This window comes from Sphingomonas sp. JUb134, from assembly GCF_004341505.2.
GTDB lineage: Bacteria > Pseudomonadota > Alphaproteobacteria > Sphingomonadales > Sphingomonadaceae > Sphingomonas.
The window spans coordinates 906,560-922,119 of the sequence record NZ_SLYP02000001.1 but is presented as its reverse complement, the minus strand read 5'-3'; the positions used below and the strand labels follow the sequence as shown (position 1 = coordinate 922,119).

12 protein-coding genes are annotated in these 15,560 nt (G+C 69.7%); 5 read left to right on the top strand and 7 right to left on the bottom strand.

Annotated features, from left to right (window positions below):
• Position 1 precedes the first annotated feature (1 nt).
• Positions 2–1,615: a hypothetical protein gene (locus EDF69_RS04315; protein ID WP_239555663.1), complete on the top strand. Its 1,614-nt coding sequence runs from the start codon at positions 2–4 to the stop codon at positions 1,613–1,615.
• A gap of 92 nt (positions 1,616–1,707) precedes the next feature.
• Here the strand turns inward: EDF69_RS04315 and EDF69_RS04310 are convergent, their stop codons facing one another.
• From EDF69_RS04310 to EDF69_RS04295, 4 genes are all read right to left on the bottom strand, one after another.
• Positions 1,708–2,841 (bottom strand): GNAT family N-acetyltransferase, encoded by a 1,134-nt coding sequence (locus tag EDF69_RS04310; RefSeq protein WP_132882333.1) that lies wholly within the window; start codon positions 2,839–2,841, stop codon positions 1,708–1,710.
• Between the two features lie 62 nt (positions 2,842–2,903).
• Entirely contained in the window at positions 2,904–4,238 is a 1,335-nt protein-coding gene (locus EDF69_RS04305; RefSeq protein ID WP_425336585.1) for a mechanosensitive ion channel family protein, read from the bottom strand.
• A 4-nt stretch (positions 4,239–4,242) separates the two neighbouring features.
• Positions 4,243–5,451 (bottom strand): cystathionine beta-lyase, encoded by a 1,209-nt coding sequence (metC, locus tag EDF69_RS04300; RefSeq protein WP_132882332.1) that lies wholly within the window; start codon positions 5,449–5,451, stop codon positions 4,243–4,245.
• Entirely contained in the window at positions 5,448–6,272 is an 825-nt protein-coding gene (locus EDF69_RS04295) for a sulfurtransferase (RefSeq protein ID WP_132882331.1), read from the bottom strand. Before EDF69_RS04295 ends, metC begins: the two co-directional genes overlap by 4 nt.
• Before the next feature lie 116 nt (positions 6,273–6,388).
• Here EDF69_RS04295 and queF point away from each other — a divergent pair, with 116 nt between their 5' ends.
• The 3 genes from queF (at position 6,389) to EDF69_RS04280 (ending at position 10,587) form a co-directional block, all read left to right on the top strand.
• Entirely contained in the window at positions 6,389–6,835 is a 447-nt protein-coding gene (gene queF, locus EDF69_RS04290) for a preQ(1) synthase (RefSeq protein ID WP_125961835.1), read from the top strand.
• A gap of 160 nt (positions 6,836–6,995) precedes the next feature.
• The gene (locus EDF69_RS04285) at positions 6,996–9,263 is read left to right on the top strand and encodes a glycosyltransferase family 4 protein (RefSeq protein ID WP_132882330.1); all 2,268 of its coding nucleotides are present in this window, start codon (positions 6,996–6,998) and stop codon (positions 9,261–9,263) included.
• Between the two features lie 43 nt (positions 9,264–9,306).
• Positions 9,307–10,587, top strand: a complete 1,281-nt coding sequence (locus tag EDF69_RS04280) for a glycoside hydrolase family 130 protein (protein WP_132882329.1) — start codon at positions 9,307–9,309, stop codon at positions 10,585–10,587.
• Between the two features lie 333 nt (positions 10,588–10,920).
• Here the strand turns inward: EDF69_RS04280 and EDF69_RS04275 are convergent, their stop codons facing one another.
• The 3 genes from EDF69_RS04275 to hflK all read right to left on the bottom strand — a co-directional run bounded on the left by EDF69_RS04275 (position 10,921) and on the right by hflK (position 14,523).
• Positions 10,921–12,435 carry a Do family serine endopeptidase gene (locus tag EDF69_RS04275; protein WP_132882328.1) on the bottom strand — a complete coding sequence of 505 codons (1,515 nt, stop codon included), beginning with the start codon at positions 12,433–12,435 and terminating at the stop codon, positions 10,921–10,923.
• Between the two features lie 94 nt (positions 12,436–12,529).
• Complete coding sequence (hflC, locus tag EDF69_RS04270) at positions 12,530–13,387, bottom strand: protease modulator HflC (protein WP_125961841.1); 858 nt, start codon at positions 13,385–13,387, stop codon at positions 12,530–12,532.
• Complete coding sequence (gene hflK / locus EDF69_RS04265) at positions 13,384–14,523, bottom strand: protease modulator HflK (RefSeq protein WP_132882327.1); 1,140 nt, start codon at positions 14,521–14,523, stop codon at positions 13,384–13,386. Before hflK ends, hflC begins: the two co-directional genes overlap by 4 nt.
• Before the next feature lie 70 nt (positions 14,524–14,593).
• On the opposite strand from hflK, the gene EDF69_RS04260 reads away from it, so the two are divergent.
• On the top strand, positions 14,594–15,559 hold the full coding sequence (locus EDF69_RS04260) for an Mrp/NBP35 family ATP-binding protein (protein WP_125961229.1): 966 nt from the start codon (positions 14,594–14,596) through the stop codon (positions 15,557–15,559).
• The last annotated feature ends 1 nt before the right edge of the window (position 15,560 follow it).

The following is a 15,560-nucleotide window of genomic DNA, read 5'->3' as shown; positions in this document are numbered from 1 at the left end:
CATGCAGGGGAATGGGGCAACGCCACACTGGTGGCAGACGCGATGGTTCGTGTTCGCGATGGCGGTGCTGGCCGCCGTGCCGCTGATGTGGCCGGAGATCCCCCCGCTCGTCGACCTGCCCGGCCACATGGGCCGCTACCGCGTGCAGCAGACCATCGGCACCGGCGCTGCGCCCTGGCTCACCGACTGGTACAACTTCCACTGGAGCCTGATGGGCAATCTGGGGGTCGATCTGCTGATCGTGCCGCTCCAGCCGCTCCTGGGCCTGGAACTCGCGGTCAAGCTGATCGTGATGGCGATCCCCGTGCTGACCGCGGTCGGCCTGTTGTGGATCGCGCGCGAGGTGCACGGCCGCATCCCGGCGACGGCGCTGTTCGCGCTGCCCCTGGTCTACAGCTACCCTTTCCACTTCGGTTTCGTGAACTTCGCACTATCGATGGCGCTGGCCCTCAACGCCTTTGCGCTGTGGCTGCGGCTGGGACGGCTGGGTAAGCTCAAGCTGCGCGGGGTGATCTTTGTGCCGCTGGCGGCGCTGATCTGGCTCACCCACACCTTCGGCTGGGGGACGCTGGGCGTGCTTGCCGCCTCGGCCGAGCTGATCCGCGAGCACGACCGCCGCCGCAACTGGTTCGCCGCCCTCTTCCACGCCGGGCTGCACTGCCTGGTACTCGCGCCCCCTGCGCTCCTCATGCTGCTGTGGCGCTCGGGCCATGTCAGCGGCCAGACCGCCGACTGGTTCAACTGGCGGCTCAAGATGCAGTGGGTCACCATGGTGCTGCGCGACCGCTGGCAGCTCTACGACATCGCCTCGCTCGCGGTGCTCTACCTGGTGCTGTTCAAGGGCGTGCGCGATCCCAACATCCAGTATTCGCGCAACCTGGGCCTGTCGGCGCTGTTCCTGCTCGCGGTCTACCTCCTGCTGCCGCGCATCGTGTTCGGCTCCGCCTATGCCGACATGCGGCTGGTGCCCTATTTGTTCGGCATCGCGCTGATCGCGCTCCGGCCCAAGCCCGGCATGTCGATCCGCCATGCCGCGACCGTCGCGGCGATCGGCCTCGCCATCTTCGTCGGCCGCATCGGCGCGACGACGGCCAGCTACTGGCTCTACGACCGCGACTATGACCGGGAGCTCGCCGGGCTCCCGCACGTGCCGGTCGGCGCCCGCCTCATCACCTTCATCGGGGAGACGTGCCACAACGAGTGGACGATGACCCGGCTGCAGCACCTGCCCGGCATCGCCCTCGAACGCCGCCTCGCCTATGCCAACGATCAATGGTCGATGGTCGGCGCGCAGCTGCTCACCACCCGCTATCCGGCACGCGGCTTCTCGCACGATCCGTCGCAGATCGTGACGGACGTCCAGTGCCCGCGCGAATGGTGGCGCCCGGTCGCCGGTGCCCTCCACCGCTTCCCGCGCGACAAGTTCGACTATGTCTGGATGATCCGCCCGCCCAAATATGACCGGCGGCTGGAACAGGGCCTGATTCCGCTCTGGCGCAACGGCACCAGCGCGGTGTTCCGCATCGATCATCGCCAGCGCGCCGCGACGCTGATGCCGACCGACCTCTACGGCCCGGCCGGCCGCCGCATCGACCGCCCCACCCGCGAGTCCTGACGCCACGAGGCGACTGTACCCCGGCGAGGGCCGTGGCCCGGTTGAGATAGCGGCAATAAGGGCGCGCGAGGCCGACCGGCGCCTCAGCCGCCCTACCCCCGCCGGAATGGCGTCAGCTCGCCCAGATACTCCTGCTCATGCACCACCGCCTCGCGCTCGCGCTCGAGATACTCGGCGACGGCGCGGCGGAAGTTCGGGTCCGGCAGATAATGCGCCGACCAGGTCGTGACCGGCGCATAGCCGCGCGCCAGCTTGTGCTCGCCCTGCGCGCCCGCCTCGACGCGCTGGAGCCCGCGCGCGATCGCCGCCTCGATCGCCTGGTAATAGCATAGCTCGAAGTGCAGGAACGGCACCTCCTCCACCGCGCCCCAGTAGCGCCCGTAGAGCGCATCCGCCCCCACCAGGTTGAGCGCCCCGGCGATCGGCCGGTCGCCGCGATAGGCCAGGATCAGCAGGACCCGGTCGCCCAGCGCCTCCGACAGCAGCGGGAAGAACGACCGCGTCAGATACGGCTGTCCCCATTTCCGGCTGCCGGTGTCCTGGTAGAATGCCCAGAACGCGTCCCAATGCGCCTCGGTGATCTCGGCACCGGCCAGGTGGCGGATCGTCAGCCCCTCGACCGCGGCCGCGCGCTCCTTGCGGATCGCCTTGCGCTTGCGGCTGGCCAGCGCCCCCAGGAAGTCGTCGAAGCCGGCATAGCCCTGGTTCTCCCAGTGGAACTGCGTCCCCGCCCGCATCAGCCAGCCCGCCGCCTGCCAGCGCGGCAGTTCCTCGGGATCGACGAAGGTCGCATGCGCAGAGGACAGCCCGTTCTGGCGGGTGAGCGTCTCGAGCGCGGCGATCAGCGCCGGCCCCTGGGCAGGATCGCGCAGCAGCAGCCGTGGTCCCGGCACCGGCGTGAAGGGCACCGCCACCTGCAGCTTGGGGTAATAGTCGCCGCCCGCGCGCTCCCAGGCGTCGGCCCAGGCATGGTCGAACACATATTCGCCCTGGCTGTGCGCCTTGGCATAGGCGGGGGCGATCGCCGCCGGGCGCCCGTCGGCCCCGTCCACCACCACCGGCAGCGGCTGCCAGCCGCTCCGCCCGCCGACCGAGCCGGACCGCTCCAGCGCGGCCAGGAAGCCGTAGCTCAGGAACGGATTGCCCGGGCCGGCACAGGCGTCCCAGTCGGCGGCGGGGATGGACAGCACGCCCTCGGCGATGCGCGCGGTGATGGGGGTGCTCACCCCCGCAATCTAGGCACGCGCCCGGCTCCATCCAAGCACCGGCCGGGCCGTATTTGCCACGCTCAGGCGTCGGGACCGGAGGGAGGCTGTGGGGCGGCCGTATCCGGATCGGCAGCCCCCTGCACGGCAAAGGCGGCAGCGCCCGCAGGATCGCGCAGGATCATCTCGCGCCTGGGCACCGGGATGACGATGCCGTGCTCCTTGAACAGCAGCCACAGCCGGTTGAGCACGTCCGAACGCACGTTGCCGACGCCGCTTTCGGGATCGCTAATCCACACCAGGATGTCGTGCTCGGCGGCATAGTCGCCATAGCTGGTGAGCCACACATTGGGCTTGGGGCTCTTCAACACCCGCGGACTTTCGCTCGCCGCGCGCAGCATCAGCGCCTGGGCGAGCTTCAGGTCGCTTTCATAGCCCACCTTCACCTGGATGCGCACGCGCACGTTACGGTCGGTGAAGGACCAGTTCTCCACCTCCTGCGTCATCAGGTTCTCGTTGGGGATCAGGTGCTCCTTGCCGTCGCGGGTGATGACGGAGACGGCGCGCACGCCGATCTTGTTCACCCAGCCGAAGCTCTCCCCCACCACGATCACGTCGCCCGGCTTGATCGACCGGTCCATCAGCAGGATGATGCCCGCGATCAGGTTGCCCACGGTCTTCTGGAGACCAAAGCCGATCGCTAGGCCGAGCCCGCCCGAAAACACCGCAAAGGTGGTGAGGTCGATCCCCAGCAGGTCGATGCCGAAGAAGAAGGCGACCACTACCGCGCCGATCGCCGCCAGCTTCTGCGCCAGCAGCTTCTGCGTCGCGTCCAGGCTCTTGGCGCGTCCGATCGAATGGCTGACCAGCCGGTTGGCGAGCCGCACCAGCGCATAGAGGCCGACCGCCACCACCGCGACCGACACCAGCGACAGCAGCGACAGACGCCGCCGCCCGACGTCGAAGCCGACCCGCTCCAGCGCACCGGTGACATTGTCGAATCCGCCGAGCGCATTGCTCAGCACGCCCACGAAGAGCACCGCGCCGATCGTCCAGGCGGCCCAGCGCGGCAGGTGCAGCCCGCGCAAGACGTCGACCGCGAGCCGCGCGGTGGTCCAGCCGAGCACCAGGCCGATGCCGAACGCCGACAGCGGGTGCCAGCCATAGCTGCCCGCCACGATCGCCAGCAGCGCCGCGGCAACCGCATGGCGCGCGATCTGGCACAGGCGGGGGGCGATCCCCTCGCCCTGCCCGTCGAAGTGCTTGCGCCAGAAGCCGGCAATCCCCGGCCCGAGCCGCCGGCCCGCGACCCATCCGAGCGTCAGCGCCAGCAACACCAGCGCCGCCGCGAAAAGCGCCTCGATCAGCGCCGGCGTGCCGGGGATGGTGATGCCGAATTCGGCGAGCCGGCTCACCACGCCGTCACCCCCGCGCCGCCCGGAAGCGGGCGAGCCCGGCGTCGAGGTCGGCGATCAGGTCGTCCACGTCCTCCAGCCCGATCTGCAGCCGCACCATCGGCCCCTCCGCCTGCCAGGGGGTGGCGCTGCGATAGCGCTCGGGATCGATCGGCACCGCCAGGCTCTCGAACCCGCCCCAGCTATAGCCGATCGCGAACAGCTCCAGCCCGTCGATCAGCGCCGCCCGCGCCGCCTCGTCCCCGCCGTCGAGCACGAACGAGAACAGGCCGGAAGACCCGCGGAAGTCGCGCGCGAAAATATCGTGCCCCGGCGTTCCCGGCAGGGCCGGGTGCAGCACGCGGGCGACCCCCGGCTGCGCGCCCAGCCAGCGCGCGATGGCCAGCGCACTCTCGCCATGCCGGTCGAGCCGCACCGCCATGGTGCGAAGCCCCCGCGAGCCCAGATAGGCATCGTCGGGCGAGACATGCTGGCCCAGCTGGTAGCTGGCGTGACGCAGCGCCGCGAACTTGCCGGGCGCCGCCGTCACCGATCCCAGCATCGCGTCCGAATGGCCGACGACATATTTGGTGCAGGCCATGATCGTATAGTCGACGCCCAGTTCGATCGCCGGGAACAACAGCGGCGTCGCCCAGGTGTTGTCGAGCAGCGTCGTGACGCCGCGCGCCTTGGCGGCGGCGACGATCGCCGGCACGTCCTGCACCTCGAAGGTCAGGCTCCCGGGGCTTTCCATGAAGATCGCGCGCGTCGTCGGCCCGATCAGCTCGGCGATGCCCGCGCCCACCATGGGGTCGTAATAGCGCGTGGTGATGCCGAAGCGCTTGAGCAGCCCGTCGGCCAGGTGGCGGGTCGGGTCATAGGCGCTGTCGACCAGCAGCAGCTCGTCGCCCGGCGACAGCACCGCCAGCAGCGCGGTCGAGATCGCCGCCACGCCCGAGGGATAGAGCAACGTCGCCTCGGCACCCGGCTCCAGCTGGGTCAGCGCATCGGCGAGCGACCATTGGGTCGGCGTGCCGCGCCTGCCGTAGAACAGCTTGTGGTGGGTATCCCGGCCGGCAGTCGCGCGCAGTTCCTCGACCGTATCGTAGAGGATGGTCGACGCCCGCCACACCGGCGGGTTGACGATGCGCTGGGTCCATTCCGGCCGGCGCCCCGCGCCGACGACGCGCGTACCGGCGCCCTTGTCCCCGCCTCGGCCCTCGCCCGCTCCGCTCACAGCGTCACCGTCGCCTTGGGCGTGGTCGGGTCCGATGCCCAGTCGGTCCAGCTGCCGTCGTAGAGCGCGGCGTCGCGGCCGAGCAGGTGGAGCCCGAACGCCAGCACCGCCGCCGTCACGCCCGAGCCGCAGGTGGTGACGATCGGCCGGTTGAGATCGACGCCCGAATCCTCGAATGCCGCGCGCAGCGCCTCGCCCCGCTTCCACGTGCCGTCGGGGGCGAACAGCTTGCCATAGGGCAGGTTGAAGGAACCCGGGATGTGCCCGGTCGGCAGCCCGCGCGGGTCGAGCTCGGCACCGGTGAAGCGCGCAGCCGAACGCGCGTCGAGCAGCTGCTCGGCCCCGCTGTCCAGGTTCGCGCGCACGTCCGCCTTGGTCCGCATCCGGCTGGGATCGAAGTGCAGGTGGCGCGTCACCGTATGGGCCGCGCCATGGCCGGTCTGGAGCGGGCGGCCTTCCGCACGCCACTTCTGAATCCCGCCGTCGAGCAGGCTCGCCGCCACGCCATAGCGCTTGAGCAGCCACCAGGCGCGCGCCGCGCTATGATAGGGGGAGTCGTCATAAAGGACGATCGTCGCGCCGTCGTCGATCCCCAGCGCACCCAGCAACCGGGCGACGCCGGCGGTCGCACCTTCGGCCGCCGCCTGGGAGAGATGGCCGAGGTCGAGAAAGGCCGCACCCGGAATATGCCCGGCGGCGAACTCCGCCGCCGCGTCGCGCCCCTCGGCGCCGAGCGTCCCGAACCAGGTCGCATCCAGCAGGTGAAGCCCGGGGCTCCCCAGCTGCGTCGCCAGTTCGTCTGTCGTCACCAGCGCGTCCATGCCGTCTCCTTCGCTGCGTCCCCTCGTGCTCTACGCATCGTCGCGGGCCCCGTCGAGGCATCGGAACCGCGGATCGCCCGTTCCCTTTCCGGGGTCGGCATCCTACATGCGCGCGCATGACACCAAAGCATCTGGGCCAGAGCAGCGGGCTTCCCGCATCGCCGGAACAGGCCGAACTCGATTATGTCCCCAATCCGCGGGAGGGCTCGCGCTATTGCGTGCGCTTCACCGTGCCCGAATTCACCTCGCTGTGCCCGGTCACGGGCCAGCCCGATTTCGCGCATCTGGTCCTCGACTATGTGCCCGACGCCACCATCGTCGAATCCAAGTCGCTGAAGCTGTTCCTCGGCTCGTTCCGCAACCACGCGGCCTTTCACGAGGATTGCACGGTCGGCATCGGCGAGCGGCTGTTCGCCGAGATGAAGCCCTTGTGGCTGCGCATCGGCGGCTATTGGTACCCGCGCGGCGGCATTCCGATCGACGTGTTCTGGCAGTCGGGCGAGCCGCCGGCAGGCGTCTGGATCCCGTCGCAGGACGTCCCCGGCTATCGCGGGCGGGGCTGACGTTCCTGACGCGGCGCAGCAGGAAAGAAGCGCGATCTGGCCTGCTGCGTCAGTTTTCCGATATTGCGCCGCACCATTCGTGAAACTAACTTCCCCCTCACGCATTTGCCTGTTGTAGCCGGCGAGTGTTTCGCCGGCCATTCCAGCGTGAGGAACGTGGATGGCGCCGAGTATCGCCGCACCGGGTGGCATGGATCACATCGCCCTGATCGGCAACTTCCTGCCGCGCAAGTGCGGGCTGGCGACCTTCACCACCGACACCTACAACGCGCTCAAGCAGCGCTTCCCGGACCTCAAGGTCGACGTCTATGCGATGGACGACCGGCCGGGGCTGCACGCCTATCCGCCGGCGGTCACGCACAGCATCCCGCAGAACGACCGCGCCGCCTATAGCGAGGCTGCGCGCCGGATCGCGGAGAGCGGCGCCAAGGCGCTGTGGGTCCAGCACGAATATGGCATCTACGGCGGTGCGGCCGGCGACTATCTGCTGGCGCTGCTCGACCGGGTCACCGTTCCCGTCATCGTCACCCTCCACACCATCCTGGAGAAGCCGAGCGCGGACGAGCGTCGGGTGATGGATGCCCTGCTCCGCCGTGCCGCGCGCGTGATCGTCATGGCCGACAAGGGTCGCGAGATCCTGACCCGCGTCCACGGCGTCGATCCGCGCAAGCTCGTGATGATCCCCCACGGCGTGCCCAATCGTGCCTATGTCGAGCCCGCCGCCATGAAGGGCCGCTTCGGCTGGGCCGATCGCGACGTGATCCTGACCTTCGGCCTGCTCGCGCCCAACAAGGGCATCGAGACGATGATCGAGGCCCTGCCGGCGGTGGTCGGCGCGCACCCGCGCGCGCTCTACGTGGTGCTCGGCGCCACCCACCCGCACCTCGTCGAGCATGAGGGAGAGGCCTATCGCGACCGGCTGAAGGCGCTCGCCGGCGACCGCGGCGTCGCCGACAACGTCGTCTTCGTCGACGCATTCGTCGAGCATGAGGAACTGCTCGACTATCTCCAGGCGGCCGACCTCTACGTCACCCCCTACAGCAATCCCGCGCAGATCACCTCGGGCACGCTTTCCTATGCCGTGGGCATGGGCAAGGTCGTGATCTCCACGCCCTATGTGCACGCCAGCGAGATTCTCGCCGACGACCACGGCGTGCTGGTGCCGTTCGGGGACAGCGGCGCCTTTGCGCGCGAGATCAACCGCCTGCTCGGCGACGCCACCGCTCGCCATTCGCTCGCCGGGCGCGCCTATGCGCATGGCCGCTCCATGCTGTGGCCGCGCCTGGCGGAGCGCGCGATGGCGGAGGTCGCCGATGCGGTCGCGGCCCTCCCCCACCGCATCCCGCGCACCAACGAGCTCGCCCCGCTCAAGCCCACCATCGCCGCGGTCGAGCGGATGAGCGATGCCACCGGCATGCTCCAGCATTCGATCTTCTCGATTCCCGATCGGCGCCACGGCTATTGCATCGACGACAATGCCCGCGCGCTGATCCTGATGCACCGCATCGACGAGCTCGACGAGACGACGCGCGACAAGTGGACCAGCGTCTACGCAGCCTTCCTCCAGCACGCCTGGAATCCGGACACGCGGCGCTTCCGCAACTTCATGAACTTCGACCGCAGCTGGTGCGAGGACGAGGGCTCGGAGGATTCGAACGGCCGCGCGATCTGGGCGCTGGGCGTCACCGCGCGCGAGGCGCGGGCGCGCAAGCATCGCGACTGGGCGATCGCGCTGTTCGACGCCACCGCCGGCATCGCACTGGAACTCGGCAGCCCGCGGGCGCGCGCCTTTGCCATGCTCGGCGCCGCCGCGATGCTCGACGTCTATCCGGGCCACCCGCTCGCGCGCGACATCCTCACCCGCTTCGGCGGCGAACTGGTGGAGCTGCTGCACGAGGCGCGCCGCCCCGAGTGGCAGTGGTTCGAGATCGTGCTGGCCTATGACAACGCCCGCCTGCCCGAAGCGATGATCCGCGCCGGCCAGACGCTGGAGCGTCCGGACCTCCTCCAGGTGGGGCTGGAGACGCTCGACTGGATCGTCGCGCGCCAGACCTCGCCCGAGGGGCGCTTCCGCGCAGTCGGTACCGAGAGCTTCCACCGCCCCTATGCGGACCCGCTGCCCTTCGATCAGCAGCCGCTGGAGGCGCAGGCCACCATCGACGCCTGCATCGCAGCGCACGAAGTCACCGGCGACGAGCGCTGGGCGGCCGAGGCGATGAAGGCCTATCGCTGGTACCTCGGGGTCAACGACCTCGATCTGCCGCTCGCCTCCGGCGCGGATGGCGGCTGCTTCGACGGGCTGATGCCGCACGGGCTGAACCAGAACCAGGGCGCGGAATCGATTCTCGCCCTGCAACTCGCCTCCTGTGCGATTTCCCGTCTTTCACTGCGCCCCCCGGTCGTGGCAGAGGGCCGCGCCGTCGCCTGAACGGGCGAACGCGCGCAATTCGAAGGCTTCCCAGAGGTTTCGCATGCTGAATCTGGTCACGCACCCGCTGCGGCTGCACGCCGATCCCTCGCGGGTGGTGGTTCGACCCTTCCATATCGCCTGGCAGTCGAACGGCACCACGCCCAGCCGCACCGAGCGGATGGTCAACGCCGTGCTGGCGATGTCGCCGGAAGAGACCCGCCACCAGCTCGAGGTGGTGCTGAAGGACTTCGAGGCCCGCCACTGGCAGACGCGGCGCGTGTTCATGACGCGCTATGACGAGATCGAGGCGCAGCTCGGGCTCGACGGCAGCCAGATCGACGACGAGAAGCGCCAGCTGATCGGCGCCTATTTCTGCCACGAATACAGCTACGCCGCCGCCGCGCTGATGAACCCCAGCGCCGTGCCGCACTTCGACCAGACCGGCATGCAGCCGGGAAGCCTGCGCATCCTGATGTCGATGCGCGCGGTGGGCGAGGGCCACATCTCCTCGGTCGCCTTCCGCGAAGGCATCATCACCGACCAGAACGAGATGCGCCTCGCGCCCGAACCGCCGTTCGCGACCGCAACCGACGCGATCGGCGACGAGGAAACGGCGCCCTCCGGTGCGGTCACCGTCTACCGCCACCGCGACTCGACGCTGTCCGGCACGGTGATCTTCCCGATCACCCAGGCCCAGTCCAAGGGGCTGGAGGACATGCGCCTCGTCCACTTCACCCATGACGACGGGCAGCAGGAGTGGCTGGGCACCTACACCGCCTATAACGGCTCGCAAATCCAGTCGGAGCTGCTGCGCACCCGCGACTTCCGCGCGTTCGACCTCGTGCCGATGACCGGCAGCGCCGCGCGCAACAAGGGCATGGGCCTGTTCCCGCGCAAGGTGAACGGCAAGTACATGATGATCGGGCGCCAGGACGGCGAGAACCTGTTCCTGATCGAGTCCGACACCCTCACCCATTGGGACGAGGGGCAGCTGCTGCTCACGCCCGAATATCCGTGGGAGCTGGTGCAGATCGGCAATTGCGGCCCGCCCATCGAACTGGACGAGGGTTGGCTGGTGCTGACCCACGGCGTCGGCGCGATGCGCAAATATGCGATCGGCGCGGTGCTGCTCGACAAGCACGATCCGTCCAAGGTGATCGGACGCACCCGCGAGCCGATCCTCGCCGCCGCCAACGAGGACCGCGAGGGCTATGTCCCCAACGTCGTCTATTCCTGCGGCGCGCTGCGCCACGGCGACAAGCTCTTCATCCCCTATGGCGTCGCCGACAGCTCGGTCGCCTTCGCCTTTGTCGAGATCCAGTCGCTGCTTTCGGTGATGTAAGCGGGGGGAGGCCCCGCCTCCTCTCTCTTCCTATCCTCTTCGTACCCCGGCGAAGGCCTGGGCCCAGTTGGGGGGCGACAGCGAGGGTCTCTAAGCCCGCCTCAGCGGAACAGTGCTCCTGCGAAGGCAGGAGCCCAGGGTTCCAAGCACCGCAAGCCGTTGGTCTGCTTGGCCCTGGATTCCTGCCTCCGCAGGAATACGGGTGCACCAAAGGTGCTCCCGCCCGCGCGGGAACACCAGAGAGCGCACGATCTCCTCGACCATTTCCCCCCAAACGCAAACGGCCCGCCGCTCCTTCGAGCGACGGGCCGCAATGCGATTCGAAGGACCGGCTCAGCCGCCGATGCGCACCGGCATGTAGATGCCCTGGCCGCGGCGCTGCACGAACAGCAGCACCTGGTCGCGACCGGCCGCCTTGGCCTGCGCCACCTGGCGGGCGACGTCGGCGGCGTTGGCGACCGGGGTCCGGTTGACCGAGACGATCACGTCGCCGCGGCGGATGCCCTTGCCGGCCGCATCGCTCGACGGGTCGGTGCCCGTGACCACCACGCCCTTCACCGCCGGATCGACGCCGATGCTGCGCGCGATCGACGGGGTGAGCGGGGTCACGCCGATGCCCAGCGATGCCGCGCCGGTATCCTGGGGCGCCTCTTCCTGCGGCATGCCGCTGTCGTCTTCGGGGTTGAACTGCGCCAGCTGCTCCTCGGGCGGGCGCTTGCCGACGGTGACGGTCACCGTCTGGCGCTTGCCGTCGCGCAGCAGCTCGACCGGGATGCGGGTGCCCGGCGCGGTGTTCGCGACCAGGTAGCTGAGCGTCTGCTCCGGCGTCACTTCCTTGCCGTTGACGGCCACCACCACGTCGCCCTGGCGGATGCCGGCCTTGGCCGCCGCTTCGCCCGGCTCGACGCGCGAGATCAGCTCGCCGCGGTCCTTGGGCAGGCCCAGCGCCGCGCCGATGTTCTCGTCGATCGGCTGGATGCCGACGCCCAGATAGCCGCGCTCGATCGCCTGGCCGCGCATCAGCTTGTCGACGATCGGCTTGGCCTGCTCGGCGGGGATCGCCAGGCCGATGCCGATGTTGCCGCCGGTCGGCGACAGGATCTGCGAGTTGATGCCGATGACGTTGCCCTGCAGGTCGAACATCGGGCCGCCCGAGTTGCCGCGGTTGATCGCGGCATCGGTCTGGATGAAGCGGTCATAGGTGCCACCGCCGGTCACGCGGTTGATCGCGGAGACGATACCCGCGGTCACCGATCCGCTCAGGCCGAACGGGTTGCCGATCGCGACTACCCAGTCGCCGACGCGCGCCTGGCGCGAATCGCCGAAGCGCACGAACGGGAAGGTCGCGCCCTCGATCTTGAGCACGGCCAGGTCCGATGCCGCGTCGCGGCCGACCAGCCGCGCCTTGAACTCGCGACGGTCGGACAAGGTCACCGTGATCGACTCGACCACCGCGGAGGCGGTACCGGCCGAGACGACGTGGTTGTTGGTGACGACATAGCCGTCGGCCGAGATCAGGAAGCCCGAGCCCAGCGACTGCGCTTCCTGGGTGCGGGGGCTGGCGCCGCCCCCGCGCGGGCCGCCGAAGAACTGCTCGAACGGCGTGCCGGCGAACGGGTTGCTCTGCTGCACCGTCACGCGCTGGGTGGTGGAGATGTTGACCACCGCCGGCTGGAGCCGCGCGACCAGGTCGGCGAAGCTCATCGGCGCGCCCGCGCGCGGCGCGGTGCTGGCGATCGCGCCGGGCTCGTTCTGCGCGGTCTGCGCGCCGGCGGGGGGCTGGAAGCTGAAGGCTGCCGCGGTGCCGCCGAGCAGCAGCGCAGAGGTAAGGGCGTAGGCGTAACGCACTAGGATAGGTCCTCTCTAAACGACAGGGATCGTTCGATCCCAGGCTATGTCCTTGATGCTGAACTTGATTTGAATGCCCCCCGGCACGGTCTCCTCAGCGTTCTCGACCCTGGAACTCCCGCAGATAGCCATTGTTCGGCGACAGCACGATCGACGTATCGCCGTTGTCCTCCCCCTTGGCAAAGGTCGTGCGATAGGATTCCATTGCGCGCCAGAACGCATAGAAGTCGGCGTCCTTGCCAAAGCTCTGCGCGTAGATCTGCGCCGCCTGCGCCTCGGCATCGGCGCGGATGATCTGCGCCTGCTTCTGGCCGCGCGCCTGGATCGTCACCGCCTCCTGCTGCCGGGCCGAGCGCATGCGGTTGAGCGCGCTGGTGAGCGGGCTACCCTCCGGCAGGTCGGCGTGCTTGATCCGCACGTCGACGATCTCGGCGCCATATTGCGCGGCGGTACGCTGAAGCGCGGTCTGGATATTCTCCATCACCTGCGTGCGCTCCGGGCTCAGCAGCGCCGCGAACGGGCGCTTGCCCAGCTCGCCGCGCAGGGTCGAGCCCAGGATCGGCTGCAGCTGGTCGGCCACGCTCTGCTCGGACCCGGCCGTCACCACCATCTGCACCGGATTGACGATGCGGAAGCGCGCGAACGCGTCCACTTCCAGCCGCTGCTGGTCGCTGGAGAGCACCTGCTGGTTGTCGAGCTCGACGGCCAGCACGCGCTTCTCCACCCACACCAAGCGGTCCAGGAAGGGAATGCGCAGCACGATGCCGGCACCGCTGCGGCCGAACGGCTGGCCCGGCTCATAGCGGTTGACGATGGCGATCGGCTGCTGGACGCGCAGGATCACCGCCTGCTTGGCCTCCGGCACGATCGCGATCGAGCTCACCGCCAGGATCGCGAGCACCAGCAGCGCGATCCCGATCGCCACGGGATTGCGGAACAGGCTGCGGCTCATCGTGCGGTCTCCATCGCCTCGGGCGTGGGCGGTTCGGGCGTCGTCGGGGCGGTGGCGCGGCGGCGCACCTCGGGCAGCGGCAGATAGGTCTGCACGCCCGGCTCGACGATCGTCTTGTCGGCGCCGCGCAGCACCTGCTCCATGGTCTCGTAATAGAGCCGGCGGCGGGTCACCTCGGGGGCGGCGCGATATTGTTCGTAGATGCGATCGAACTGCGCGGCATCGCCCTGCGCCCGCTCGATCACCTGCTGGGCATAGGCGCGCGCGTCGTTGAGGTTCGACTGCGCCTGCTGCTGCGCTGCCGTCACCGCCTTGAACGCGTCGTCGACCGCGGCCGGGGCCGCCGCCTGCTTGATCGCCACGCCCAGGATGCGGATGCCCGACTTATACTCGTCGAGCAGCGCCTGCATGCGCTGCTGCACGTCGCCCTGAATGCCGATGCGGCCGGCACCGATCGCCTGGTCCAGCTCGACGTTGGCGATCTCCGCGCGCATCGCGCTCTCGGCCACCGCGCGCACCGTCTCGCGCGGGTCGGCGATCTCGAAGACGTAGTTCTCCGGCGTCTTGATGTCCCAGCGCACCGAATAGCCCAGGTCGACGATGTTTTGGTCGCCCGTCAGCATCAGGTTGGGCTGGTTGCCCGCCGGGAAGTTCTCCGTCCGCACTTCCTTCACGTCCACCATCTGGACGGAGGCGAAGGGCGTCGGCAGCGTCAGCTTGAAGCCCGGATCCAGCGTGCCGGTGTAACGGCCGAAGCTGGTGGCGACGCCGCGTTCCTGCGGACCCACGACGTGGACGCAGGTGATCAGCCACAGCCCCACCAGCACGATCAGGCCGATCAGCCACAGCTTGCCGGCATTGGTCGGCAGGCCCGGCCCACCGCGGCCGCCATTGCCGCCGCCACCCCCGCCGCCGCGTGCGCGGCGCAGGAAATCCTCCAGCGAGGTCGCCGTCGCCGGGCGCGCGCGCCGGCCGTCGGGGGGCAGGTTCCACGGGTTGCGCGGGCCGCTCGGGCCGCTCGGGCCGTCGCCGCCGCCGGATCCGCCTTCGGAACCGCCGCGCCCACCCCAGGGACCCTTGATGTTGTCGTTCCTGAGCACGCCGGCGCGTGCGAACCAGCCGGAAAAGCTTCGCATCCCTTCTTTATAGGAGGACGGAGCGCAATTTACAGTGGCAAGACATTGCTGCGCGCCTATCTGCGACGCGATGACCGACCGTTCTGCCCTGCAAGCCGCCCTCGCCCCCGTCGCCGCCGGCCGCGCCACCGCGCGGGTCGAGGGCTCGCGGGCCAGCATCGTCCTCGACGTGACCGGGCTTCCCACCGCCGCGCGCGACGCGCTGGAGGCCGACGTCCGCGCCGCAGCGCTCGCCACGCCCGGCATCGCCGAAGTGCGCGTCGCCCAGACCAGCGAGCGCGTCGGCCGCCGCCTGATCGCGGTTGCCAGCGGCAAGGGCGGCGTCGGCAAGTCGACCGTCGCCGCCAACCTCGCGATCGCGCTCGCCCGCGCCGGCCGCCGGGTCGGCCTGATCGACGCCGACATCTACGGCCCCTCGCAGCCCAAGCTGCTGGCGGTCGAGGGCACCCGGCCGGAAGCGCGCGAGAAGCAGCTGCTGCCGGTCGAGACCCCCTATGGCGTGCCGCTGCTCTCGATGGGCCAGCTCGTCCCCGCCGGCCAGGCGATCGCCTGGCGCGGGCCGATGGCGGGCGGTGCCCTCACCCAGCTGGCCGAGGCCGACTGGGGCCTCCACGACACGCTGGTGGTCGATCTGCCGCCCGGCACCGGCGACGTGCAGCTCACCATGATCCAGAAGCACAAGCCGGCGGGCGCGGTGATCGTCTCGACGCCGCAGGACCTGGCGCTGATCGACGCCACCCGCGCGATCGACCTGTTCGCCAAGGCCGAGGTGCCGGTGATCGGCCTGGTCGAGAACATGTCCGGCTATGTCTGCCCGCATTGCGGCGAGGCGTCCGAGCCGTTCGGGCAGGGTGGCGCAGAGGCTGCGGCCGCGAAGCTCGGCATCCCCTTCCTCGGCCGCATCCCGCTCGCGATGGCAGTGCGCCAGGCGTCGGACGCGGGCACACCGCCGGCCGCCGGGAACGGGCCGGAGGCGACCGCGTTCCACCAGATTGCCGCATCCGTCGGCGAATGGCTGGACCGCAAACAGGGATAAC

Excerpts from the sequence above, each read along its gene's own strand:
- EDF69_RS04280 (WP_132882329.1), top strand. The coding sequence starts at position 9,307 with ATGCTGAATCTGGTCACGCACCCGCTGCGGCTGCACGCCGATCCCTCG.
- EDF69_RS04260 (WP_125961229.1), top strand. The coding sequence starts at position 14,594 with ATGACCGACCGTTCTGCCCTGCAAGCCGCCCTCGCCCCCGTCGCCGCC.
- EDF69_RS04315 (WP_239555663.1), top strand. The coding sequence starts at position 2 with ATGCAGGGGAATGGGGCAACGCCACACTGGTGGCAGACGCGATGGTTC.
- EDF69_RS04285 (WP_132882330.1), top strand. The coding sequence starts at position 6,996 with ATGGCGCCGAGTATCGCCGCACCGGGTGGCATGGATCACATCGCCCTG.
- hflC (WP_125961841.1), bottom strand. The coding sequence starts at position 13,387 with ATGAGCCGCAGCCTGTTCCGCAATCCCGTGGCGATCGGGATCGCGCTG.
- queF (WP_125961835.1), top strand. The coding sequence starts at position 6,389 with ATGACACCAAAGCATCTGGGCCAGAGCAGCGGGCTTCCCGCATCGCCG.
- EDF69_RS04295 (WP_132882331.1), bottom strand. The coding sequence starts at position 6,272 with ATGGACGCGCTGGTGACGACAGACGAACTGGCGACGCAGCTGGGGAGC.
- hflK (WP_132882327.1), bottom strand. The coding sequence starts at position 14,523 with ATGCGAAGCTTTTCCGGCTGGTTCGCACGCGCCGGCGTGCTCAGGAAC.